The sequence below is a fragment of the Motilimonas thetidivivens genome, from assembly GCF_046452435.1.
Lineage (GTDB): Bacteria > Pseudomonadota > Gammaproteobacteria > Enterobacterales > CBDFNC01 > Motilimonas.
In genome coordinates, this window is record NZ_JBKFDK010000025.1 from 46046 (window position 1) to 69816 (window position 23771).

The following is a 23771-nucleotide window of genomic DNA, read 5'->3' on the forward strand; positions in this document are numbered from 1 at the left end:
TAAATGAGTCGGTATGTAGGCAAAGGGACAACGCCTTATGAGTCATTTCGCATTTGCAAGTACGGGTAAAGCCAGCAAGCTATTAGTGCTATCTGAATTGACCATAGTTTACTTAGGCTTCCTCGTCGTATGTTTATTCTTTTACGCCAACCAATATGAACAACTATTCAGTCAGCCACAGTTACTGCTAGAGATTATTTTCTTACCATTAATGATAGTGCTGTTGATGCTCAGCTTAGGCTTGTACAACCCCCGCCTAAGATGCGGCGGTGATGGTGTTGGGCGACGCTTGATCATCATTTGTAGTCTGGTGTTGGTGTTTGCCCTTTCTTTGTCGACGATTAATGCCATCAGTTTATCTTTTACGATGGCAGCCAGCTCGGTACTGTTATCTTTAGTTATGTTGATGAGCTTTAGATACTTTGTATCGCGTCGATTTGATGCATTATTTCGCCGTAAGGTGTTAGTCATGGGGGCAGGGAAACGCGCCGAAATCATCTTACAGCGGATGCGCCGAGAATCAGACAAAAAAGGCTTTAATCTGATTGGCTTTATTCCAATGCCTGGTGATGCTGAAGTGGAGATGGGCTCGCTAAAACTGCAAACCGTCGACCTAGAGCAACCGAGTTCGTTAATTGAGCTAGTTAAAAATCAGCACATAGATGAAATCGTGGTTGCCTGCGATGAGCGCCGTGGCCATTTGCCGCTACAAGCTTTGTTTGCTTGCAAGCTGTACGGTGTTGAAGTGATGGACGTGCTAAGTTTTATTGAGCGGGAAACGGGCCAAATCGCGGTAAATCAGCTTTATCCAAGCTGGCTGGTCTATTCAAATGGTTTTGTTCGTGCCGACAGCATTCGAAATATAGCTTCAAATCTACTCAATCTGTCTCTAGCCATTATTATTCTTGCGTTTTTATGGCCGCTGTTGCTGTTTGTGATGGTGGCGATTTATATGGAAGATAAAGGGCCGATTTTTTATCGTCAAACTCGAGTTGGTTATGGCGGTAAACCTTTCCAAATTCTCAAGTTCCGTAGTATGCGGGTGGATGCTCAAGCCAATGGTGCACAATGGGCGGCAAAGAATGACTGCCGAGCAACGCGTATTGGCCAGTTTATGCGTAAGTATCACATCGACGAATTACCGCAAATATTCAATATCCTCAAAGGTGAAATGTCGTTTATTGGTCCACGCCCTGAGCAACCCGAATTTGTAGAGCGTCTATGTAGCCAGTTACCTTATTATGCTGAGCGTCATAATGTAAAACCGGGTTTAGCAGGTTGGGCGCAATTAAAATACCCCTATGGCGCGAGCGATAAAGACGCATTAGAAAAGCTTAAATACGATTTGTATTATGTTAAGCATCGTAACATTTGGTTTGACTTAGCTATTTTCGTGCAAACCATTGAGGTTGTCTGCTTTGCTCAAGGCTCACGTTAGGAGCCATTATGATCAATCTTGCAGAGCTATCTAAAGAGCAAAAAAATGGCGATTCGCTGTTACACAAAAAAAGTGAGCGATTGCCGCCTCAGGCTAATATGAGTGCCATGACGGTCGACTTAGAAGACTACTTTCAGGTCTCTGCGTTTGAGTCGTTTAGCCAACGTGAACAATGGCAACAGTTTGAGTGTCGGGTTGAGGCTAATACCGAAAAGTTATTAACGCTTTTTTCCCAGCACGGAATTCGCGCTACCTTTTTTGTTCTGGGGTGGATTGCTGAGCGTTACCCCAAGCTGATCCGAACCATAGCGCAAGCGGGGCATGAAATTGCCAGCCATGGTTATGATCACCAGCGGGTTCATAATCTATCTCGTAAGGCTTTTGGCAGTGATATTCGGCGCAGTAAAGCCCTGCTAGAAGAGATTAGCGGGATGCCCGTTTTAGGCTATCGCGCCCCCAGCTTTTCAATCAGTGAACGTACGCCTTGGGCTTATGATGAATTAGCCCTTGCTGGTTACCGTTACAGCTCGAGTGTTTATCCCGTAAAGCATGATCATTATGGCTCGCCCTTATTGCCTCGATTCGCTTTTTTAGCCCATCCCGATATTTTGGAAGTACCCATTTCAACCCTACAGTTGATGGGGAAAAACTTCCCCATTGGTGGGGGGGGCTATTTTCGTTTATACCCAGAGTCGGTAATGCAATGGGCCTTGCGCCGTTTTCATCGTCAGGCACAACAGCCCTATATTTTCTACATCCATCCTTGGGAGCTCGATCCTGATCAGCCGCGGCCATTTCAACTGAGTCGTAAAACCCAATTTAGACATTATTTAAATTTGCATAAGACAGAACAACGCATTGCTCATTTATTAAGCAAATATCCATGGCGGCGAATGGATGAGCTATTCTTAAACAAGAGTGAGCAAACCTCAGAACAAACCCAGCAGGCGTATAATTACACCCAAACTAGTTGGAGTTGCAGGTAGGCGGTGAGCGAGGGGCGTCAAGGCATTAAGAACATAGTTAAACTATGTAATTGGGACTTGACCTAGCTAATACCGCAGCAGTTTCAAGTGGCAAAGGTAAAGCAGTAGCCTAAAGTTAAAGGCCAAGATGGCCGCAATGGCGAGGGAATAGGCTGTGCAACTAAAGCTATTAACACCCGATATGAGAAAGCAGTGGGATGAATTTGTTTTATCTCACCCCGAAGGCGAGTTTTTCCACCTGTCAGGATGGCAGCAAATTTTTGAGCAGGTCTATCATCATCCTTGTTGGTTTTATTATGTTGAAGAACAAGGGCGTATCTTGGGTATTTTGCCTTTAACTCAGATTAAAAGTTGGTTGTTTGGCAACAAACTTATCTCTTTGCCATTTTCAGTCTGCGCTGGGGTTTTGTCGATTGATCCCGACGCAACACAATTGTTGCTTTGGCAAGCCAAGAGTTTAGGTGAAAGCCTCAACGTCGATTGCATTGAATTACGCCATCGACGTGAAACCTTACCAGATTGGTTAACTAAGCCCAGCCATGAAAATTTTGCCTGTGAGCTCGCTGCCTCGCCGGAGCAAATATTAGCAGGCATTAAGAAAAAGCAACGAGCGGTGGTTCGTCAATCCTTGGCAAATGGACTGAATTATCAAATAGAAACAAATATTGAGCCTTTTTATTCCATTTATTCCGAGAGTGTACGCAATCTAGGCACCCCAGTATTTGCCAAGGCATACTTTGAGGCCTTGCTACAAACCTTTCCTGAGTACATTGATATTTTAACGGTCAGCTCACAAGGCAAGCCCGTATCGAGTGTGATGAGTTTTTATTTTAAACATCAAGTGATGCCGTTTTATGGCGGCGGCACTCCCTTGGCGCGAGATCTGAAAAGCAATGATTACATGTACTACCAACTGATGTGCCACGGTGCGCAACAAGGCATGGTGAAATTTGATTTTGGCCGTAGCAAGTTAGGCAGTGGTGCCCACGCTTATAAAAAGCACTGGGGCATGGCGGCGCAGCCGTTGTTTTATGAAAGCTATTTGGTGAAAGGCCAAGAATTGCCCAACATTAGTCCAAATAATCCAAAATATCAGTTGTTTATTAAAGCGTGGAAAAAATTACCTCTACCAATTAGCAGGGCGTTAGGGCCTGTGCTAGCAAAGGACTTGGGCTAATGGAAAAGATTCTCTACCTCTGCCATCGGATCCCTTACCCCCCCAATAAGGGGGATAAAATTCGCTCCTATCATTGGTTACAGTATTTAAAACAAAGATATGAGGTTTATCTGGGAGCCTTTATTGATGATCCCGATGATTGGCAATACCAAGCCGTGTTGCAGCCGCAATTAGCGGGCTGCCATTTGGTGGCGAGACATCCGCTGTGGCATAAGATGACCAGTTTGCGCGGTTTATTGGATCAGCGGCCGTTGAGTTTGGCCTATTATCAAAGCAAGCAGATGCAAACTTGGGTTGAAGCCATCATGCGCGAGCATCCTGATATTAAGGTGTTGGCCTTTTCGTCGGTGATGGCTCAGTTTGTTACTCAAGGTGAACAGTTTCGGGTGATGGACTTTGTTGATATAGACTCAGATAAATGGCAGCAATATGCCGATAAAAAGAAAGGCTTGATGGCTTGGCTTTATCGACGTGAATACAACACATTAGCGCAATATGAAAGCCATGTGGCTAGCACATTTAACCTCAGCTTATTTGTTTCACAAAGTGAGGCTGATGATTTTCAGCAACGCCAAGGTGTGAAGCAAACAACTCAAACAATTGAAAATATCAACTGGGTGCAAAATGGGGTCGATCTCGATTATTTTGATCCCAGCAGCGTAACTGACGCCTCTCCTTATGCCGAAGGTGAGCAAGCGCTGGTGTTTACCGGTGCGATGGATTATTGGGCTAACGTCGAGGGCGTTACTTGGTTCGCACAACAGGTATGGCCTCGTGTTATTGCGCAAAAGCCAAAAGCGACTTTCTACATAGTGGGTTCAAACCCAACTAAAGCAGTTAAAAAACTCGCAAGCCAGCGGGGGATCGTGGTCACGGGGCGCGTTGCTGATGTGCGACCTTATTTAAAACATGCTTATTTGGCGGTTGCGCCGCTGCGTATTAGCCGGGGGATCCAAAACAAGGTGCTAGAAGCATTGGCGATGAACAAGGTGGTGGTGGGAAGTCGCCATGCCTTTGTTGGCATAGGTAATGCGTCTGGCTCGCGAGTGGCAGACACCAAGCAAGATTTTGCCCGCCACTGTGTTGCGGCGCTTAATCAGGTTGAGCAGCTAAATGGTGATAACACAGGCAATAAGGCGGTTGAATCGCTAGCGCGACACTGGGTGCAGCAGCATTTTAGTTGGCAAAGTAGTTTTAACCGGCTTGAGCATTTAATTGGTCAGGCCAAGGGTTAATCCATGATGGCCATCTCTCGACCTCTTATTCAGCTGCAACAGCCGATAGCAAACGTGGCAAGACTACCTTGGGTTGGCCTTGGTTGTTTGATTTTACTTTGGCTGTATAGCTTTGCTTCTACTTGGCTGGCAATGGTCAAGATTTGGTACAACATAGAAACCTTTGCCCATTGCTTCTTCATTATCCCCATTAGCTTGTATTTGATTTGGCAGCGCCGAGTGGCCTTAGCGGCAACACCGATGGCGTTTTCTTGGTGGCCGGTTTGGTTGCATCTTGGGTTAATGCTGGCTTGGTTGTTTGGTCAGCGTTTGGGCATTCAAGTGATAGAGCAATTGGCGGTGCTGGCAATGCTGCCTAACTTTGTCTGGTTGCTGTGGGGCTCAGCCAAATGTCGGGTGATTTTATTTCCTTTGCTGTACAGCTTATTCGCGTTGCCGTTTGGTGAATTTCTCATTCCTTCTTTACAACATATTACCGCTGAAATGGCGGTGTGGTTATTGCGCATCAGTGGTGTGCCGGTTTACCAAGAAGGCATGTTTCTTTATATCCCAGATGCGCGCTTTGAGGTGGCTTGGACTTGTAGTGGTATTCGCTATTTGTTGGCCGCTTTAAGTTTAGGTTGTTTGTTTGCCTATTTACATTTTCAGAGCTACAGCAAGCGATTGCTTTTTATCTCTTTCTCTATCGTGCTGCCGATAGTGGCCAATGGCCTTAGGGCGTGGTCAATCATTATGATTTATCACTTTATAGACCAAGGGATCGCAGGTGATGTCGACCACTTAATTTATGGCTGGGTGTTTTTCTCGTTGGTGATAGGCGTCTTGTTCTTTGTCGGCTGGTGGTTTGCTGAGCCGGCTAAAACCGAGCAAGTTGAGCCTGCAGGTAGGGTATACAAGACGCAATCAGCTCAATTTTACGGTCATTTAACCAGTGGGGCTGGGTTGCTATTAGTCGTTTGTAGTTTAGCGTTCGCCGCTGCCTTAAGTGGGCACAGCCAGCGGGTTGTCGAGCCTTTGTTGGCTAAACCCTTGCCGGTAGCGAGTTCAGACTGGCAGGGGCCAGAGCAAGGTGACAAGGTGGTTGATTTTCTGTTCTGGCAGCCGCGTTTTGTTAATGCCGATCATTACTGGCAAGCGCAATATCGTCAAGCGGGGCAAGTGGTCACTGTTTATAGCGCTTACTATTTCCAAGAGCACCAAGGCAAAGAATTAGTGAGTGTGCTCAATCGTTTATACGATCCCAGTCGTTGGCGTGCTGTAAGCCACCATCGCTACACAGGGCAATTCAATAACCGCGAATTGACCAGTAACTTAGTCAAGTTGCGCAATGATCAAGGCGAGCAGATCAGTGTCTATTATTGGTATCAGATAGGTGAATATGATTCGTTAGGTGGTATCAGTACTAAGCTTTTGCAGTGGTGGAATGCCCCCTTTGAACCAAGCCGTGGGCAGGTATTTGCCATCATGGTGCCTAGTCAAGGCGATCGGCAGTTGGTCGATGCCTTTCTTAATAGCCATATGGCATCGCTACAACAGTGGTTTGCCGAGCCTGTCACGTTAGCCAAGGAGGCAGATAATGGAATGCAATGAAGACGTAAGGCCATTAATCATGCACGTTGTTTATCGTTTCTACGCGGGCGGCCTAGAGAATGGATTGGTCAATATCATTAATCAGATGCCAACCAATGCGGTGCGCCATGTGATTGTCTGTTTAACCGATCATGATGATTTTATTGAACGGATAAAAGTGCCCGTTGAGATCATTGATTTGCACAAAAAACCGGGTTTTGATTGGGGTTGTTACTATCATTTTTATAAGTTGGTTAAGCGCTTACGTCCAGACATAGTGCATAGTCGAAACTTGGCTGCGCTCGAATATCAGCTCCCTGCGTGGCTTGCTACTCGGCCTTTGTCGTGCCATGGCGAACATGGTTGGGATGTGGCCGATCTTACGGGGCGGCTGAAGTATCGGTTGATTCGATGGTTCTATTCTCATTGGGTGGATGCTTATATTGCCCTGTCGAAACACACTTATCAGTACCTTGTTGAACGAGTCAAAATTCCGCGATCTAAGGTCACTCATATCTGTAATGGGGTTGATATTGATGCATTTTTGCCTATGGCCAAGCCCAACCTGTTACCCCCAGAGAAGGTAGATAAAGATTGCTTCGTGATTGGCACCGTGGGGCGATTGGCGCTGGTTAAGAATCAGCTGATGTTACTCCAAGCCTTTGCTTCGTTATTGGATAACCCCGCAGGAGACGGCAAAAAAGTACGTTTATTGATCATTGGCTCGGGTGAATGTGAAGCAAGTTTAAAACACTTTGTGGCTGAGCATCACCTTGAGCAGTTTGTGTTCTTTATGGGACAACAACAAGACATCAATAAATGGCTGCAATACATGGATTTATTTGTATTGCCATCGTTAGCCGAAGGTATTTGTAACACCATATTAGAGGCCATGGCTGCGGGCAAGGCGGTGATCGCCACCGATGTGGGGGGCAATGGCGAACTGGTGGTAAATGGCGAAACCGGCACCTTAGTCGAGTCGCAAAATTGCGCTGAACTCGAGCGCGCCATGCTGGCTTATATTTTACGACCCGCCATGTTAGCTAAACATGCTAAGGCGGCGCGTGAGCGCGCTGTTGCTGAGTTTTCTTTGCCTGTGATGGTAGCTAAATACAGCCGCTTTTATCGCGATTTATTGGCGCAACATCATCATGCTAAGCGTTTGCCCGATGACAACTTAACCGAGCTGGCAAAATCAACCAAGCGTCATCATTAAGCTGCCTAAAGTAAAAGATTAAAAATTCAGCATAAATGCAAAACAAGCCCTAGGCTTATAGAGAAATGGCGATCTGATTGTAACTCATCAATCTTGCCAAGGCGCCAAGTCACTAAGGGATAACATAGCTTGATTCTGGAGGCTTTATGTGTGGAATTGCAGGGATAGTGTTAGCTCAAAATGAAGAGGTTAATGCGCAGCTCATTCGGGATATGAATCAGGCGCTATTTCATCGTGGGCCCGACGAAGGCGGTGTTTATCTTGGTGCGGGGGTTGGCTTAGGGCATCGCCGTTTATCCATCATAGATGTCGCCAGTGGCCAACAACCAATGCTGAGTGAAGATCAACGTGCTTGTATCGTATTTAATGGCGAAATTTATAACCACCAATTATTAAGACAAGAGCTGATTGAATTAGGCCACCATTTTAATACCACCTGTGATACCGAAGTGATCCTACAAGGCTGGCTGGCTTGGGGGCCAAAAGTGGTTAATCGGTTGCGAGGTATGTTTGCCTTTGCCATTTGGGATCAAGCGCAGCAGCAAGTGTTTTTAGCCCGAGATCGCCTTGGTATCAAGCCGCTATATTATGCCATGCTGCCTCATGGCGAGTTGCTATTTGGCAGTGAACTAAAAGCGCTGCAAGTGCATCCTCAGTTACCTAATGAACTCAATCCTCAAGCCATTTCAGATTACTTTTCATTGGGTTATATTCCAGAGCCTAAAACCATCTTTGATCAAGTCTATAAGCTGCGTCCGGGCCACACCTTAACCCTAAACCAAGGCACGACAAGCCTGCCAAATAGTGAGTGTTATTGGGATGTGTCATTTGCGCCATCCGCTGCGTCGGCACCGGAGTCAAGTGAGCCAGCCGAGCCATTGGCGCAGCCTTTGGCACAGCAATTAGCACAGCGGTTACGTGATGCGGTAGATATTCACCTTGAGGCCGAGGTGCCCTTGGGCGCCTTTTTATCCGGCGGCGTTGATTCCAGCGCTGTGGTGGCCATGATGGCGCAATTGCAATCTGAGCCCGTCAATACCTGCGCGATTGGCTTTGATGTGGCGGATTTCAACGAGACGGAATTCGCTGAGATGGTCGCTAAGCGCTATCAAACTAACCATCGCGTAGCGACCGTGGCCAGTGATGATTTTGCCCTGATCGACAAGCTGGCCTATTTTTACGATGAGCCCTTTGCCGATAGCTCGGCCATGCCGACCTATCGCGTTTGTGAATTAGCCAAACAGCAAGTAACGGTGGCGTTGTCGGGTGATGGTGGCGATGAATTATTTGCTGGTTACCGACGCTATCAATGGCATCTGCGTGAGGAGCGTATTCGCCGCCTGGTTCCTGAAGTCGCTCGCAAGCCGGTTTTTTCATTGTTGGCTAAGGCCTACCCTAAGGCCGATTGGGCGCCCAAATTTCTGCGCGCCAAAACCACCTTTCAAGCCATCGCCAGAGACACGGTTGAAGGCTATTTCCATAATTTTTCGATCTTCAGCGAAGCGCAAAAAAGCGAGTTATTTAGCGAACAGTTAAAGGCGCAGCTAGGGGATTATCGCAGCATCAGTGTGTTTAATGAGCATTACGCCAATTTTGATGGTGCAGATAGCTTGTCCTTGGTGCAGTACCTAGATTTAAAAACGTATCTGCCGGGGGATATTCTCACTAAGGTTGACCGCGTTAGCATGGCTCATGCCTTAGAGGTTAGGGTGCCTATCTTAGATCATGAGCTGGTGGAATGGAGTGCTAAACTGCCCGCGGCGACTAAACTCGCTAAAGGGGTCAGTAAGGCTATTTTAAAGCAAGCCTTAGAGCCTCATTTGCCCCAAGATGTGTTGTATCGCCGTAAAATGGGATTTGCCGTGCCCCTATGCCGATGGTTTCGCGGGCCCTTGAAAGACAAATTACATCACGCCTTATCATCGGGTTGTATTGCCCAAAGCCAGCTATTTAATCTCGATTATATCAAGCAACTACTTGAGCAGCACAGCAGTGGCCTGCGCGATCACAGCGCTGCCTTGTGGGCGTTATTGATGTTTGAGGCCTTCTTAGCCAAGCAACAAGCTGCCAGCGTAACCCAGTCAGACTCGGCTGTCGCATCGGCATTGGCATAGCAGGAGAGCGTATGAAAATCTTACACGTTTTAGATCATTCGGTGCCCCTGCACAGTGGTTATAGTTTTCGTACCTTGGCGATATTAAAACAGCAGCGCGCCCGTGGCTGGAAAACTTATCATTTAACCTCGGCTAAACAAGGGCCAAGGCTGGATTGGCAAGAGTTAAGCCATGGTTTCGTGTTTATGCGCAGCCCCTATCTTGCTTGGCTTATGAAGCTCCCCGTCCTTGAGCAAATCACGACTTTAATCACCCTAAAATGGGCATTAAGCCGCGCCGTGCGCCAAGTGAAACCCGATGTCATTCATGCTCACTCATCGGCGCTAAATGGTTTAGCAGGCTGGTGGCAGGCTAGGTTAAGTGGGCTGCCTTTGGTCTATGAAGTCAGGGCATTCTGGGAAGATGCCGCGGTGGATCATGGCACCGCTGTTGAGCACGGTTTACGCTATAAATTGACAAAGGCGCTGGAGACTTTTGTGCTTAAGCGCGCCGATGCCGTCACCACCATTTGCCAAGGTCTCAAAGATGACATGCAAAAACGGGGGATCGCCGCCGATAAAATCACCTTAATCCCCAATGCGGTCGACATAGATAAGTTTACCCCCTTGACCGAGCCAGATCAGGCGCTCGCCCAAGAGCTTGGTTTAAGCGATAAAAAAGTGCTGGGCTTTTTGGGCTCGTTTTATGGCTATGAAGGCCTAAACCTCTTGGTAGAAGCGCTGACCGAGCCGTGTTTAAGCGATGACAATATTTGTTTACTGCTGGTGGGTGGTGGACCACAAGAAGATAATTTAAAACAGCAGGTTGATCGTCTTGGCTTAACCGACCGAGTACGGTTTATTGGTCGCGTGAGTCATGATCAGGTGGCGCGATATTATAGCTTGGTGGATGTCTTAGTTTACCCGCGCATTGGTATGCGCTTGACCGAAACGGTGACGCCATTGAAGCCGTTAGAAGCCATGGCACAAAGTAAGTTAGTAGTGGCCTCTGATGTGGGAGGGCATAAGGAGCTGATTCGCGATGGTGAAACCGGCTTTTTATTTGCGCAAGGGAATGTTGCCGATTTAGCGCAAACCTTGGCTAAGGTGTTAACCCAGCAAGCACAATGGCCGGCTATTTGGCAGCAAGGCTTAGATTATGTTCGCCATGAACGCAATTGGGCGGTCAGTGTTGCTAACTATCAAAAGGTGTATCAACAAGGCTCCCCTAGCGCTGAAGCGATTGATCAAGGGGCGTGTTAGTGGACGCTATTTCTAAGCCTACACCGCCCACAACCATCGCACCAGCAACTCCCGCTCATCATAGTCGGCGAGCCGCAAATATGCCGATTTTGTTGGTACTTAGCTCGCTGTTTCCAAGTCAATGTCGTCCTACGGCGGGGTTATTTATTCAAGAGCGCATGTTTCGCGTTGCGGCGGATTTTCCGTTATTTGTGGTTAGTCCTGTGCCTTGGTTTCCGCTGCAAGGTTTAATTCGACTATGGCGACCTCATTATCGTCCTCAGCCTGCCAGCTTTGAGGTACAAACGGCTCCCGATGGCTCCTTGGTGCATGTGTACTTTCCGCGCTTTTTTTCCTTGCCCGGCACAGGGCGCTGTTTCGATGCTTGGTTTATGGCGCTGGCGGTATCTCGTTGGCTCAAGCGTCATCCTGAGTTGGAGTGGGATTTGATAGACAGCCACTTTAGTTATCCCGAAGGGGCGGCTGCTGGCATGTTATCGAAATGGTTTGCTAAGCCCAATACCATCACTTTACGAGGTACCGAAGTTCCTCATAGCCAAGGCTTTTTTACCGCGCGCTGGCAGCGCTGGGCGTGGCGCCAAGCAGACCGTTTATTTGCTGTGTCTGATTCGCTGCGCCAACTTGCGATACGCCAAGGCACTGCGGCAGAAAAAATAGACGTGGTTGGCAATGGTGTTGACTGCACCACTTTCTATCGTGAAAACAAGCAACAGGCCAGAGCCGCATTGGGCTTGACGGATGACGACCAAGTGTTAATCACTGTCGCGGGGCTGGTTCCACGCAAGGGATTTCACCTTGTGATTGAGGCCATGACGCAGCTTCCTGCCTCGGTTAAATATGTGATTGTCGGGGGCGCGAGCGCAGAAGGGGATTACCAATTGATGTTGGAGCAACAAGTTGCGCGGTTAGGGCTTGGCTCTCGGGTGTTGTTTGTTGGACCCAAAGCGAAATCGCAGCTGCGCCACTATTTAAGTGCTGCGGATTTGTTTGTATTGGCCAGCGCCAATGAAGGTTGGGCCAATGTGATCTTAGAAGCCATGGCCTGCGGTGTGCCTGTGTTGGCCAGTGATGTTGGCGGCAATCGAGAGGTTATCGCCAACCAACAATTGGGGTTGATTTACCCCTATGGCAACCAAGCTTTGCTGGTAGAAGGGATCAAACAAGGCTTGGCTCAATATTGGCAGATTGACAACTTGCAGCAATATGCGAAAGCCAATAGTTGGCAGTTAAGGGTAGAGCAGTTAAGGCGTCATTTTCTGGCGTTAGATAAAACCGAGCCCGTTGGCGATGAGTTAGGGTTAACCAAATAATAGGTTGTTGGCCATGAAAAGATTATTAGAAAAAGCACAGCAAGGGCAGCAATATTGGCTGAAACATTTAGTGCAGCATATTAAAGCCACAGATTCCGAACGAACCCTTTTGGTGGCGGGATGTCAGCGTTCAGGCACCAATATGTTGATGGATATCTTAGATTTAAGCCTGGCGACCGATGTGTTTCATGAGCGTGATGAGCGTGCATTTGAGCGTTATCAAATGCGTGATCTGGGGGTGATCAAACATTTAAGAGAGCAAAGTAAGGCTCCCGTTTTTGTGCTCAAAACCTTGTGTGAACTGGAATTACTACCGCGCTTGGCCCAAGAGCTAGCCCCTGCTAAAACCTTATGGATTTATCGCGACTTTCGTGACGTGGTTAATTCCATGCTCAAATCGTTTCACAACCAAAGTAAGCAAATTCAACGTTTAGCATCGGGGCAAGATGATTCATGGTGGGGTCATGGCTTATCCGAGTCTTCGTTAGATATGCTGCAGCAGTTGGTGACTCCCGAGATTAATGACATCGATGCGGCGGCGTTGCAGTGGTATGTCAGAAACGTGATGTTTTTTGAATTAGGACTCGATCAAGCGCCAGACGTTAAGTTGATTCAATACGAACAGCTTGTTTCCCAGCCAGAGCAATTGTTACCGCAAGTGCTTGCTTTTGCCGATTTGCCTGTGAACGACAAAATGACGCGTTTTATTTTCAGCGGCTCGGTAGGAAAACGAAATCCCCCCAGTTTTAGCCCCGAGATTGAGCAATTGTGTCTATCCTTATTAAGTAGGCTTAATGCATATGTTGCGTCGCAACGAAGCTGACATATGCATTAAAACGGACGTTGTGCGCTAAGCGGTCAGTTGGCTTTTTACTTGAAAAAAGCCGCGACAACAGGCTGTTCAAGGCGCAACAACTTATGGCTAAGGAGTAAGGCATGTACACCAAATTGGTCTCGTCAGTACTGTTTCCTATACATGAGCTGATCAAGCGACATTCAAGTGTCTCTTTGCGTCGTGAATTAGAGGCTAGCCAGTGGTTTAACCAAGATAAATTGGCAGCTATGCAATTAGCCAAGCTGAATCAGTTTATGGTTAATATTGCCCAGCATGTGCCTTACTATCGCGCCTTATTCCAAGAGCTCGATTTTGTTCCCGGCCAGTTTAAGTCTGTGGTCGAACTCGCCAACTTACCTCTATTAGATAAAGCCAAGATCCGCCAAGCCGGTAGCCTGTTGCAAGCGGATAATGCTGGGCCTTTAACACTTTTCAATACTGGTGGCTCCAGCGGTCAGCCGTTGCAATTTATGGTGGGTAAGCAGCGCAAAAGCCATGATGTCGCCGCTAAATGGCGCGCCACCCGTTGGTGGGATGTGGATATAGGTGACAAAGAATTAGTGGTATGGGGCTCGCCGATTGAATTAGGGGCGCAAGATCACCTTAAACAATGGCGCGACCGGGTATTTCGCTCACGCCTGTTGCCCGCATTCGCCATGTCGGATCAGCATATCAAGGGTTATATTAACGAAATTATCGATTATGCGCCTACCATGTTGTTTGGTTATCCTTCCTCCCTTGCTTTGATTGCGCGTTATGCAAAGCGCCACCAGATAGACCTCTCAACGCTGGGGATTAAGGTGGCTTTTGTCACCTCCGAGCGTTTGTTCGAAAACCAAAAAGCATTGATTTCTGAGGTGTTTAATTGTCCGGTGGCGAATGGTTACGGTGGCCGAGATGCCGGTTTTATTGCCCACCAATGTCCTCATGGCGGCATGCATATTTCGGCTGAAGACATCATAGTTGAGATAGTTGATAAGCTGGGTAACCCACTGCCTGCGGGCGAAATAGGTGAAGTGGTGGTGACGCATTTAGCCACGGCGGAATTTCCCTTTGTACGCTATCGCACCGGGGATTTAGCTTGCTTAGGCACAGATTTGTGCCCTTGTGGGCGTCACTTGCCCTTGCTGGAGAGTATTGAGGGGCGCACCACTGACTTTGTGTTGGCAGCCGATGGCACCACCATGCATGCCCTGTCGCTGATTTATGTGTTGCGAGAGCTTGCCAATGTCGCCGAGTTCAAAATCATCCAAGAGTCGCAGTTTCATACCCGTTTGTTGTTGGTGATGCAGTCGGATATCGACAATGCCAGTATCGACTTTATTCGACGTAATTTTCATCAACGCTTAGGCGATATTCAGCTCGATATTGAGTTTGTCAGTCAGATCCCAAGGGAGAAATCAGGTAAGTTCAAATACGTAGAAAGCAAAGTGGGAGCCACTTGGGATTATGCGTGATATCGCGTTAACCTTAGTTTATCTCGGCCTGATCCCGTTTTGTTTAAAGCGGCCTATGTGGGCTATTTTAGTTTGGTCATGGCTGAGCTATATGAACCCGCATCGCTTGGTTTATGGTTTTGCGTATTCGCTGCCCTTTGCTCAAACCACCGCGATTTTATTGTTGATCGCATTATTTTTTAGCAAAGAGCGCTTCACCATGCCTTGGGGCGATGGCAAGGTCATCATTCTTATTCTTTTCATTTGTTGCATGATACTCAGCACGATGACGGCCTTTTATCCTGAGTTGGCTTGGATGCAGCTGGAAAAGGTTCTTAAAATTCAGGTTATCGTCTTTGCCACCTTGTATGTGTTAACCAGTTATAAAGACCTCAAAGCCCTCGTCTGGGTCATCGTATTGTCGATCGGTTTTTATGGTGTCAAAGGGGGCATTTTCACCATCACCACGGGCGGTGTTTACCGAGTTCAAGGCCCCGCCGACTCTTTTATCTTTGGTAATAATGAGATAGGCCTCGCCATATTAATCATAGTGCCGCTGATCCGCTTTTTGGCGATTGATGCCAAGCAATGGTGGTTAAGGTGGGGCCTGAACGCGATGGCGGTAATTTGTTTGTTTGCTGTTGTTGGTACTCATTCAAGGGGGGCGTTGGTGGGCGGCATCATCATGATGAGCTTTCTGTGTTTACGCAGTAAAACCCCCATCTTGTCGCTGGCTTCGTCCATTTTGGTTGGCGCGTTATTACTTAACTTTGCGCCCAGTCAGTGGACCGAGCGAATGAATACTATAGAAACATTCGAAGAAGATCAGTCGGCAATGGGGCGGATCAACGCTTGGCAAATGGCTTTCAATCTATCAGGGCAAAATTTCTTGGGGGGAGGGTTTGAGTGTTTTCGAGATGAGACCTTTTATATCTATGCCCCCGAGCCCACCATGGTACACGATGCCCACAGTATCTATTTTGAGGTGCTGGGTGAGCATGGCTTTATTGCTTTATTCTTGTTTTTATCTCTTTGGATTACGACTTGGCTCAGCGCCCAACGCTTAATTGTAAGAACCAATAAGGCGCCTCCCGATAGCGAGCTTGCTTCTATCAATCAGTTATTACGTCATGTACAGGTGTCTTTTGTTGCTTATCTCTCTGGTGGTGCATTTTTAGGCATGGCGTACTTTGATTTGCCTTATCACTTACTTTGTATCGTGATCACCTGTTCGGCTTTAGTGCAACAGCAGGCTTCCAGCGTGGTTTCTCAGCCCAGTAAGGAAGAGTCGAACGTCGTTAAATCCAGTTTTTATTAGCTGAGTTGTTGCTTTGCCAAGGAGGCATATGTCGGTTACTCGCATTAGTATGATCACCTTAGGGCTAACCCTCTTTTATGTTAGCTATGCCTACGTGAATTTTTCGATGTCTGGCCCGGCCGTCGAATTTAAGTTGTTGTTGCCCTTTTGGCGCGACATGCTGATGTCCCTGCTAAAGCTGAGCTTCGCGGTCTGGTTATCATTGTTTGTATTGGCTTATGCCAGTGCGCTCAGTTACCAAAACTATCTCCATTTAGGGTGGCTGAGCCCTCGAGCCAGTGTCAGTTGGCCTATCTTAGTGTGTTTTAACTTAGCCTGTTTGCTTTTATTGTTTGTTACTCAGCTGTTTTTTAACCCTTCGGTGATCGTGGTTAACTTTAGCTACCAACAAAAATGGCTAGGCTATTTTAGCCCCTTGCTAAATAAAGATGTGATCCTCGCTCTCTGGTGTGTGTTGCTGACGTTACTTTTGTTACCTGTGTTTATTCATTTGTTGCGCGCCTTGTTTGTGCCCCGAGTTCACAGTAATTGGCGCATCTTATGGCCTTGGTTTGGTTTTGTGTTAGTGCCTTTGTTGTTATTACACATTCCGTTGCAAGGCAAGGTAGTGACATCCGTTAAGCCCGCAACAAGTGATTTGCCCAATATCATTATGCTGGGCGCAGATACCCTCAGGGCAGACAGATTATCCAGTTATGGTTATCAGCGCAGGGGGCAAATTAGCCCAAATATCGATGCGCTTGCCAGTAAAGGCTTAAAAGCCGAGCAGATGTTTGTTCCTTTAGCGCGCACCGCACCGAGTTTAAGCTCTATTATGACGGGGCGTTATCCTTGGCAGCATAGAGTCAGAACGAATTTTGTTACCGCACAGCAGGTGGATGTGGCGGGGGCTTTACCACAAGTTTTGGCTCAGCAAGGCTATGTTACTTCGGTCGTGGGCGACTGGGCGGCAACGGATCTGGGTAAGTTTGAATTTGGTTTTGCGCGTCAATCTTTGCCTGCAGATCAATGGAATTTAACCACCTTGATTGCCCAAGGGCCAAAAAACATACGCTTGCTGTTAAGTTTATTTTGGCATCATGAGTTAGGGCGGCGCTGGCTGCCGGAAATCTTTTATGTGGCAGGCAGTGCGGTTGACCAGCACATTTATCAGCTGGCTTTAGATGAGTTAGATCAGCTGGCGGCTCAACCAGCGCCGTTTTTTATGACGGTGTTTAGTGCGGGGGCACATATCCCCTTTGCTAGCCGCTGGCCTTACTATCAGCAATACAGCGACCCCGATTATCAAGGTGAATCTAAATATGTCATGAGCAGTTTTGGCTCGGTTCGCGAAGTGATGAAAAACATGGCGCGCGATAAACGCAGCTTTGATATTGAGCAAATTAATGCGCTGTATGATGGAACCGTGAAGCAATTCGATGATTTGGTGGGCGAGGTTATGGCGCATTTAGTGGAGCTAGGCATTGCAGAAAATACCCTAGTGGTGGTGTTTTCCGATCATGGTGTCGACCTGTTCGAGCAAGAATCATGGGGGCAAGGTAACTTATTGTACCCGTCCAGTTATCGTATTCCGTTTATCTTATATGATCCAAGGGATCCAACGCCGCGCTCGGTCAGTCACACCACCAGCAGTTTATCTATCGCGCCAACTATTTTGCAGCAGCTTGGGGTGAGCATACCAAGTGGCATGGCGATTGCGCCCATGACGCAAGCTAATGAGCAAAGTGTGGCGTTTTATGAAAGTGGCATGTGGTTAGGTGAAATGCCGGGCTTACCCAAAGATCGATTTCGCTACCCAAATATTACCGAGCTGTTATATATCCCAGATCCACAGCAAGGCACCTTAGCCATCAAGGAATCTTATTTAAGTCAGATCAATCGCTCGCGTTTAAAAGCCGTGCGCCAAGGGGCTTATCAGGTAGAACAACTTAGGCTAACCACAGGTATTCAACTGAGCTGCAGTCAAGATCCTTACCCCGCAGCGCCATGTGATCTCACTCAGCCACCTTGGCAAGGACTGGCGGCTTTATTGCAGGCATGGATCCGACAGGAGGAAATGCAATGAGAGGATATTGGATTTGGCTTTGTTTCGGCGTGTTGTGGCTTAACGTGGCTCAAGTACAGGGAAAAGGCATAGGTAATTTTTCCGCCACCCCAGAAGAGCTAATGACCTTGCCGGGCTATTGCCGCCCTAAAGCCAATAAAGATGGCAATAACATGCGCGTGCCAGAGGTTAAATATTGGTCTGACCGCATAGGCAGTAAAGTCTATTCACACATTCACCATTACTGTCATGCCTTGGTGCAAATACAGCACTACTTAACCAGTGACCGCAATGAAAAAGTATTGGTAAAAGCGGCACTCAATAACGTCAATTACTCCCTTGAACGCACCTCGCCCAAGCATGCACTATATCCCGAGCTATTATTAACTAAGGGTTATATCTACGAGGTTTCTCAGCAATATGGCAAAGCGGTTGAAACCACCCACGATGCGCTAGTGATGACGCCCAACTCGGTGCGTAGTTACGTGCAATTAAGCCGTATATATTTGCTCAACCAGCAGCCACAGCAAGCCATAGAGGTGTTAGAGCGAGGGGTTAAACAAACGCAATCGGATTACTTGCAACAGCGATTGCAAAAATACCAAAAAATGATGCCCGCCATAGATGCCGATGCTGGCTCAAACTAAAAGGAGCGGCTATGACCAAGCTAAAGGACAAGGTCTGCGAGACTGAGCCAAAACCGCTACAGCTAAGCGTGGTGATCCTGGCCTATAACGAAGCGGACAATATTACCGCTTGCTTAGCCTCGGTGGCGGCTAATATACAAAGCCTAGTCGTGGCTAAACGTACCTCTTTTGAACAAGTAGAATGCTTAGTAGTGGCCAATGGATGCAGCGATAACACCGCAGCGCTCGCGCGCCAATTTAACGCGCCTTGGGTCAAGGTATTTGAAATTGAACGCGGCGATAAGGCCAATGCGTGGAATAGGGCGGTGCATCAATATAGCAAGCCCGCACAATATTATGTGTTTTTGGATGGCGATTGCCTTGCCGAGCCAGAGTCCATTGCTCATTTGCTTGCCCAGCTAAGCCAACGGCCAACATTAAATGCGTGCTCGGCGGTGCCCAGTGCCAAGTTATCTTTGTATCGCCAAGAAATGGTTGCTAAGGGCGGCATTGCGGGTTGTCTTTATGCGTTATCGGGCCAATTTGTAAATCGGATCAAGCAGCAAAAAATTAAGATGCCAATCGGTTTTATTGGTGATGACAGCTTAGTGGGCGCACTGGCCCATTGGGATCTAGACCCAATTGCAAACACTTGGAATAAGGCATTAACTCAGGTTTGCCCGCAAGCCCAGTTTAGTTACCCCAGTACTTGGTGGCATGCCATTACCGATCCGCGCTTTTATCTTAATCGCTGTCGCCGCTATAGTTTGCGCCATTTTCAAAACAAGTTGTTATCGGAGCGCTTATATGTGGCTGGATTAAGCGGCATCCCTGAGCGTGTTGAAACCCTATATCAAGACGCTGACTTAGCGCATTTGGCACTGCGCCCTGCTTGGTATCACCGCATCTTTGACCGGCAAACCGTTAAAATGATTTTAGCTCAGCAAGGCGCACAGGCGGTGGCGAATGCAGGATAAATCCAAGGCAAAGATCTTATTGGTGTGCTCGGTTTCACCCTTTGCGCAAACCTCAGGGGCAGCCCAGCGAAGCCTGCTGATTTATCAAGCCTTGCGGACATTAGGCGAGGTGGATGTGATTGAAATTCAGCGTGGCGGTGAAAATAAAGTGGAATGGGATCAAACCCACCCAGTATTGAAACTCACCTTAGCCGCTCGGTTTTGGCATACATGGCTACCCAATCGCGAGTTAAGCCGTCAGGTAGAGCTACAACTGGGGCAGAGCTTAGCAGACTATAACCTGATTGTTGGGCGCTATATTTGGCCAATCAGTCAACTGGCTATTCCCAAAAGCGTGCCTTGTATCGTGGACTTAGACGACTTTAAATACCGCTATTCGAATCAGCTGGCTTGGACGCCTGCGCTGGCCATGTCGGCGCTGAAAAAATACCTCGCCTATTGGCATAACCGTTTGTTACTGCACCGTTTTGCGGGGGCGTTTTTTGTTTGCAAACGGGATCAAGTCGCCACTCAATGGCTACCCTCACGCATTTTGCCCAACATTGTTTGTCAGCAAGCGCAAGATGAGCCCGAGCTGACGCCTGCGCCAAACGCGTCACCCGCCAAGCCAAGACTCTTGTTTGTGGGGTCGCTGTGGTATCAACCCAATATTGTGGCGGTGGATTGGTTTCTAACCCAAGTATTGCCACTCGTTCGTGCTCACGTACCCGAGGTTGAAGTGATGTTAGTGGGGGCAGCGCCTCAAGCGCGACGAGAAAAGTGGCAACAAATGGATGGCGTTATCGCGCCCGGGTTTGTTGATAGCTTAACCCAAGCATACCACCAAGCTAGCGCCGTGATAGCGCCAGTGCTGATGGGCGGCGGCAGTAATATCAAGGTGCTAGAAGCGATTGCTTACGGTAAACCTTGTATCACCACTTCTTTATGTGGCGATGCTTTCGCTCCCTATCTTGATCCAGATAAAACCTTGCTGGTGGCCGATACCCCCAGTGATTACGCAGCCCTATGCGTACAAGCGCTACGCCACCCTGAGCAAATGCACTCGCGTATTGAACAAGGCCTGATTGCAATACAGAAACACTATCACCCAACTCAATTTCAGCAGACATGCCAACAACTGGCGCAGGAAATTTCAGGCATGAGTGCAGCCAAGCCTCAGCCTAGCAGTGAGCTGCGTTCGCACTAACTACACCGTGGGTTGTGGCTAGCGCCTTAATTATTGTTGCTTATTGATACAGGTGTAATGGGATTTGGCTGGTTTTGCCATGGCTTTGGCGCGGTAAATAAATTGTAAAAGTCTCGCTTTGTTCACATCGAGTTTTTAATTCATTGATATATAATCACAAAAAGCATCAACCTACTGACTTTACGGGGGCCAAATTGGGTCTCGGTAATTTTTAGTCTCGGTTTGTTTTCCTCTGGGCTCAGAGTTACGAGACGATTAATGTGTTTAAAGTGTTGATTAATAGTCGCTTTAATGGGGTAGAACTAGGCTGTAGCGGGTGGGTTTACCAAGAAAAACGTATAATACAAGTTATGTGCTGAGAGTGAATTATTACACGTCTAAGAATAATGAAGGATTTAAAAAATATGGCCAAAACGCCGCATGAAATAGCTATTGAAGTAGCCAGCAGTAGTAATGAAAGAGACTTCAATGAAGCAGACACCCGACATAAAATAATCGATGAGATTATTCACGGCGTATTAAGCTGGCCAAAAACTCAAACATTCCATGAAAGTTATATTGCCCCCGGCTACGCAGATTACAGATTAAAGCGATCTAATGGTGATGACCTTCTTTTTTTGGAAGCCAAGAAGGAGGGTGTTTACTTCGAACTGCCGAATAACTTTAATGGCACTAAGTTATCTAGACATATCTTGGTAAAAACACTCCTTACTGATGCCAACATCAAATCTGCAATGGAACAGGTTTGGGCATATTGTATGGAAGAAGGTTGTGAGTTTGCAGGTATAACCAACGGGCATGAGTGGATCTTCTTTAAAACCTTTGAGAAAGGGAAGAATTGGAGAAACCTTAAAGCTTTAGTTGTAAAAAACAACATGTTTTTTTCTGAAAAGTTCACTGAAGCTGTTAATACTCTCGGATACGAATCTATAAGTACAGGCTCTTTAAAACATAATCTGGGAACGATTGGCCGTCAAAATCGAGAGCTATTTTACCCGAAAGACAAAATTACCTCTTATGATCATGAAGTTAGTTCGAATAAATACGCGAGAGATTTGAGGCCGTTTGCGAGAAAATATTTTGGCGCAATTGAGGTATCTGAGAATGAATTCATGGATGCTTGTTATGTGAGTCAGCGAGAATACGAAAGTGCCTTTAAAAATTTCAGAGGACTAATTAGGGACTCCCTAACGCCATACTTTGAAGAACGTGGGGTGCAGGATTTAACTGATAACGATAAAGGAGGGGCTTTTGGAAACCGTATTGCAAAGAGTCTTAAATCTAAGAAAACGGGTGAGGTTATAGTTCTATTTGGCGGTAAGGGAGCTGGAAAATCCACCTTTCTACGAAAGTTACTTTATCATAATCCTCCGCAGTATCTATCTAAATACTCTAGGGTCGCAATTGCAGATCTGCTAAATGTACCTGAGGAAAAATCTGACATTCATGCCGCAATTTGGGATCAGATTGTGAATAGTCTAGATGTTGAAGAGTTTCTCTCTCAGGACAGAGACCAACTTACTATTCTTTTTAAAGACAAATATGAGCTAGCAAAAAAGCAGACTTTATTTGGTTTGGAAGAAGGTTCTGAGAATTTCAACTTGAAGTTAAATGATCTAGTCAAAGAGTGGCTTGATGATAAAAAATATGTAGCTAGTAGACTGGTTGATTACTGGAAGATTAATCATAAAGGCTGCATTATTGCCATAGATAACACAGATCAGTTCCCTCACGACCTTCAAGACTTTTGCTTTACAACAGCGCAAGAAATAGCGGACTCGCTGGGCTGTCTTGTAATTATTTCAATGAGGGAAGAAAGGTTTCACTCATCAAGAATTCATGGAACCCTTGATGCCTATCAGAACTCCGGGTTTCATATAAGCTCGCCAGTAACTCAGGCTGTTTTTGAAAAGCGGATTGACTTTGTAATATCTAAGCTCAATGATGATGGATTCTGCAACGAAGAGCTTGGTGTTGATTCGAACTCACAAAAAGCAAAATCAATTAAAAAGCTCTTTGTTATTTTGAGAAATGAATTTAGCAAGGGGGATGACTCACCATTAACTGACTTTCTTAGCGCGTGCGCACACGGAAATATTCGCCTTGCGCTAGAACTTTTTAGAGACTTCTTGAAGTCAGGCTATACAAACGTTGATGAAATGGTGTCGGTTCAAGGTTTGTGGACTTTGCGAATTCACCAAGTCCTTAAACCAGTAATGATACCGTACAGATTTTTCTACGATGAAGTTCAAAGTAGTATTCCAAATATTTTCCAAGTTAGAAATAAGAAGAACGGATCTCATTTTACTGGACTGAGAATTCTTCGTAAGCTTTCTGATGGCATTGATCCGGCAAATCCTTTTTATCTCTCGATTGGAGAGCTAAAGGAGTATTTTTCTGAAGCTTACAATATGGTTGAAGACTTTGAAAAAAATATGGATATTTTTCTTAAATGGGATTTAGTTGAGGCAAATAACAGGCTGGATAGTTATTCAAGTGACGTTGATAGTGTCAAGATTACCAACTATGGCCTATATATTTACGAAACACTATCATCGTTTTTTACTTACATCGAACTTATAGCGTCAGATTGTGGAATATACAACGAAACCACAGCGAATGATCTTGTCGCTCTTTCAAATGAAGACTTTAGACTTTTCGCAGGCCGAAAGCGCAAAGAGCGAGTAGAAACTCGCCTTAAAAAGGCTGAAGAGTTTATTAATTACCTATCAAATGAAGAGCAACTTGAAGTTGAGTTCTATGGTGATGACAATAATAAATTCATGCCAAAAATAGTCGACTTATTTAATATAGAGAGAGAATCTGTATTAAGAAGTGCTTCACGTCAGCGTCGGCGATAGTTGCACATAACAAGTCAAAGCACTCGGACTTGGTAAAGCTGTCACCTTTTTTGTTCAAAAAAGCCGTCAACTTCTCCAAGCCGGTGTTTGAGGCGTTAGTGCGTCAAGCGAAGCTTGATGCATCTTGCAGGGTGCAAGTCCCTGTCGGGTAAGGTTTAACTCACCACCCGTATCGAGTGTTGCGCCTATGGCGGAGCTGAAT

Annotated in this window: 17 protein-coding genes; all 17 read left to right on the plus strand. The window is 46.6% G+C overall.

What is annotated here, in order from left to right; translation table 11 throughout:
* Positions 1-37: 37 nt before the first annotated feature.
* Complete coding sequence (locus ACK8OT_RS16325) at positions 38-1438, plus strand: TIGR03013 family XrtA/PEP-CTERM system glycosyltransferase (RefSeq protein WP_410197571.1); 1401 nt, start codon at positions 38-40, stop codon at positions 1436-1438.
* 8 nt (positions 1439-1446) lie between these two features.
* The gene (locus ACK8OT_RS16330) at positions 1447-2424 is read left to right on the plus strand and encodes an XrtA system polysaccharide deacetylase (protein WP_410197572.1); all 978 of its coding nucleotides are present in this window, start codon (positions 1447-1449) and stop codon (positions 2422-2424) included.
* 154 nt (positions 2425-2578) lie between these two features.
* Positions 2579-3601, plus strand: a complete 1023-nt coding sequence (locus tag ACK8OT_RS16335) for a FemAB family XrtA/PEP-CTERM system-associated protein (RefSeq protein ID WP_410197573.1) — start codon at positions 2579-2581, stop codon at positions 3599-3601.
* Positions 3601-4836, plus strand: coding sequence for a TIGR03087 family PEP-CTERM/XrtA system glycosyltransferase (locus tag ACK8OT_RS16340; RefSeq protein WP_410197574.1), 1236 nt, complete (start codon positions 3601-3603; stop codon positions 4834-4836). Before ACK8OT_RS16335 ends, ACK8OT_RS16340 begins: the two co-directional genes overlap by 1 nt.
* A 3-nt stretch (positions 4837-4839) precedes the next feature.
* Complete coding sequence (gene xrtA, locus ACK8OT_RS16345; RefSeq protein WP_410197575.1) at positions 4840-6426, plus strand: exosortase A; 1587 nt, start codon at positions 4840-4842, stop codon at positions 6424-6426.
* Positions 6413-7621, plus strand: coding sequence for a TIGR03088 family PEP-CTERM/XrtA system glycosyltransferase (locus ACK8OT_RS16350; protein ID WP_410197576.1), 1209 nt, complete (start codon positions 6413-6415; stop codon positions 7619-7621). Before xrtA ends, ACK8OT_RS16350 begins: the two co-directional genes overlap by 14 nt.
* 146 nt (positions 7622-7767) lie before the next feature.
* Positions 7768-9735 (plus strand): XrtA/PEP-CTERM system amidotransferase, encoded by a 1968-nt coding sequence (locus ACK8OT_RS16355; protein ID WP_410197577.1) that lies wholly within the window; start codon positions 7768-7770, stop codon positions 9733-9735.
* Between the two features lie 11 nt (positions 9736-9746).
* Entirely contained in the window at positions 9747-10976 is a 1230-nt protein-coding gene (locus tag ACK8OT_RS16360) for a TIGR04063 family PEP-CTERM/XrtA system glycosyltransferase (RefSeq protein ID WP_410197578.1), read from the plus strand.
* Positions 10976-12286: a glycosyltransferase gene (locus tag ACK8OT_RS16365; RefSeq protein ID WP_410197579.1), complete on the plus strand. Its 1311-nt coding sequence runs from the start codon at positions 10976-10978 to the stop codon at positions 12284-12286. Before ACK8OT_RS16360 ends, ACK8OT_RS16365 begins: the two co-directional genes overlap by 1 nt.
* A gap of 13 nt (positions 12287-12299) precedes the next feature.
* The gene (locus tag ACK8OT_RS16370) at positions 12300-13109 is read left to right on the plus strand and encodes a sulfotransferase family protein (protein ID WP_410197580.1); all 810 of its coding nucleotides are present in this window, start codon (positions 12300-12302) and stop codon (positions 13107-13109) included.
* 113 nt (positions 13110-13222) lie between these two features.
* Positions 13223-14578 carry a phenylacetate--CoA ligase family protein gene (locus ACK8OT_RS16375; RefSeq protein WP_410197581.1) on the plus strand — a complete coding sequence of 452 codons (1356 nt, stop codon included), beginning with the start codon at positions 13223-13225 and terminating at the stop codon, positions 14576-14578.
* A complete protein-coding gene (locus tag ACK8OT_RS16380) occupies positions 14571-15875 on the plus strand; it encodes a putative O-glycosylation ligase, exosortase A system-associated (RefSeq protein WP_410197582.1) in 1305 nt (434 codons plus the stop codon). The genes ACK8OT_RS16375 and ACK8OT_RS16380 overlap by 8 nt, the downstream gene beginning before the upstream one ends.
* Positions 15876-15903: 28 nt before the next feature.
* Entirely contained in the window at positions 15904-17940 is a 2037-nt protein-coding gene (locus tag ACK8OT_RS16385) for a sulfatase family protein (protein WP_410197583.1), read from the plus strand.
* Positions 17937-18566: a tetratricopeptide repeat protein gene (locus ACK8OT_RS16390; RefSeq protein ID WP_410197584.1), complete on the plus strand. Its 630-nt coding sequence runs from the start codon at positions 17937-17939 to the stop codon at positions 18564-18566. Before ACK8OT_RS16385 ends, ACK8OT_RS16390 begins: the two co-directional genes overlap by 4 nt.
* 11 nt (positions 18567-18577) lie before the next feature.
* Entirely contained in the window at positions 18578-19522 is a 945-nt protein-coding gene (locus ACK8OT_RS16395) for a glycosyltransferase family 2 protein (protein ID WP_410197585.1), read from the plus strand.
* A complete protein-coding gene (locus tag ACK8OT_RS16400) occupies positions 19512-20708 on the plus strand; it encodes a glycosyltransferase family 4 protein (RefSeq protein ID WP_410197586.1) in 1197 nt (398 codons plus the stop codon). Before ACK8OT_RS16395 ends, ACK8OT_RS16400 begins: the two co-directional genes overlap by 11 nt.
* Positions 20709-21112: 404 nt before the next feature.
* Positions 21113-23569: a hypothetical protein gene (locus tag ACK8OT_RS16405; RefSeq protein WP_410197587.1), complete on the plus strand. Its 2457-nt coding sequence runs from the start codon at positions 21113-21115 to the stop codon at positions 23567-23569.
* Positions 23570-23771 lie beyond the last annotated feature (202 nt).

Coding starts and splice junctions, on each gene's coding strand:
- ACK8OT_RS16405 (WP_410197587.1), top strand. CDS start 21,113: ATGGCCAAAACGCCGCATGAAATAGCTATTGAAGTAGCCAGCAGTAGT.
- ACK8OT_RS16400 (WP_410197586.1), top strand. CDS start 19,512: ATGCAGGATAAATCCAAGGCAAAGATCTTATTGGTGTGCTCGGTTTCA.
- xrtA (WP_410197575.1), top strand. CDS start 4,840: ATGATGGCCATCTCTCGACCTCTTATTCAGCTGCAACAGCCGATAGCA.
- ACK8OT_RS16370 (WP_410197580.1), top strand. CDS start 12,300: ATGAAAAGATTATTAGAAAAAGCACAGCAAGGGCAGCAATATTGGCTG.
- ACK8OT_RS16355 (WP_410197577.1), top strand. CDS start 7,768: ATGTGTGGAATTGCAGGGATAGTGTTAGCTCAAAATGAAGAGGTTAAT.
- ACK8OT_RS16395 (WP_410197585.1), top strand. CDS start 18,578: ATGACCAAGCTAAAGGACAAGGTCTGCGAGACTGAGCCAAAACCGCTA.
- ACK8OT_RS16325 (WP_410197571.1), top strand. CDS start 38: ATGAGTCATTTCGCATTTGCAAGTACGGGTAAAGCCAGCAAGCTATTA.
- ACK8OT_RS16330 (WP_410197572.1), top strand. CDS start 1,447: ATGATCAATCTTGCAGAGCTATCTAAAGAGCAAAAAAATGGCGATTCG.
- ACK8OT_RS16360 (WP_410197578.1), top strand. CDS start 9,747: ATGAAAATCTTACACGTTTTAGATCATTCGGTGCCCCTGCACAGTGGT.
- ACK8OT_RS16380 (WP_410197582.1), top strand. CDS start 14,571: ATGCGTGATATCGCGTTAACCTTAGTTTATCTCGGCCTGATCCCGTTT.
- ACK8OT_RS16340 (WP_410197574.1), top strand. CDS start 3,601: ATGGAAAAGATTCTCTACCTCTGCCATCGGATCCCTTACCCCCCCAAT.
- ACK8OT_RS16385 (WP_410197583.1), top strand. CDS start 15,904: ATGTCGGTTACTCGCATTAGTATGATCACCTTAGGGCTAACCCTCTTT.
- ACK8OT_RS16390 (WP_410197584.1), top strand. CDS start 17,937: ATGAGAGGATATTGGATTTGGCTTTGTTTCGGCGTGTTGTGGCTTAAC.
- ACK8OT_RS16350 (WP_410197576.1), top strand. CDS start 6,413: ATGGAATGCAATGAAGACGTAAGGCCATTAATCATGCACGTTGTTTAT.
- ACK8OT_RS16375 (WP_410197581.1), top strand. CDS start 13,223: ATGTACACCAAATTGGTCTCGTCAGTACTGTTTCCTATACATGAGCTG.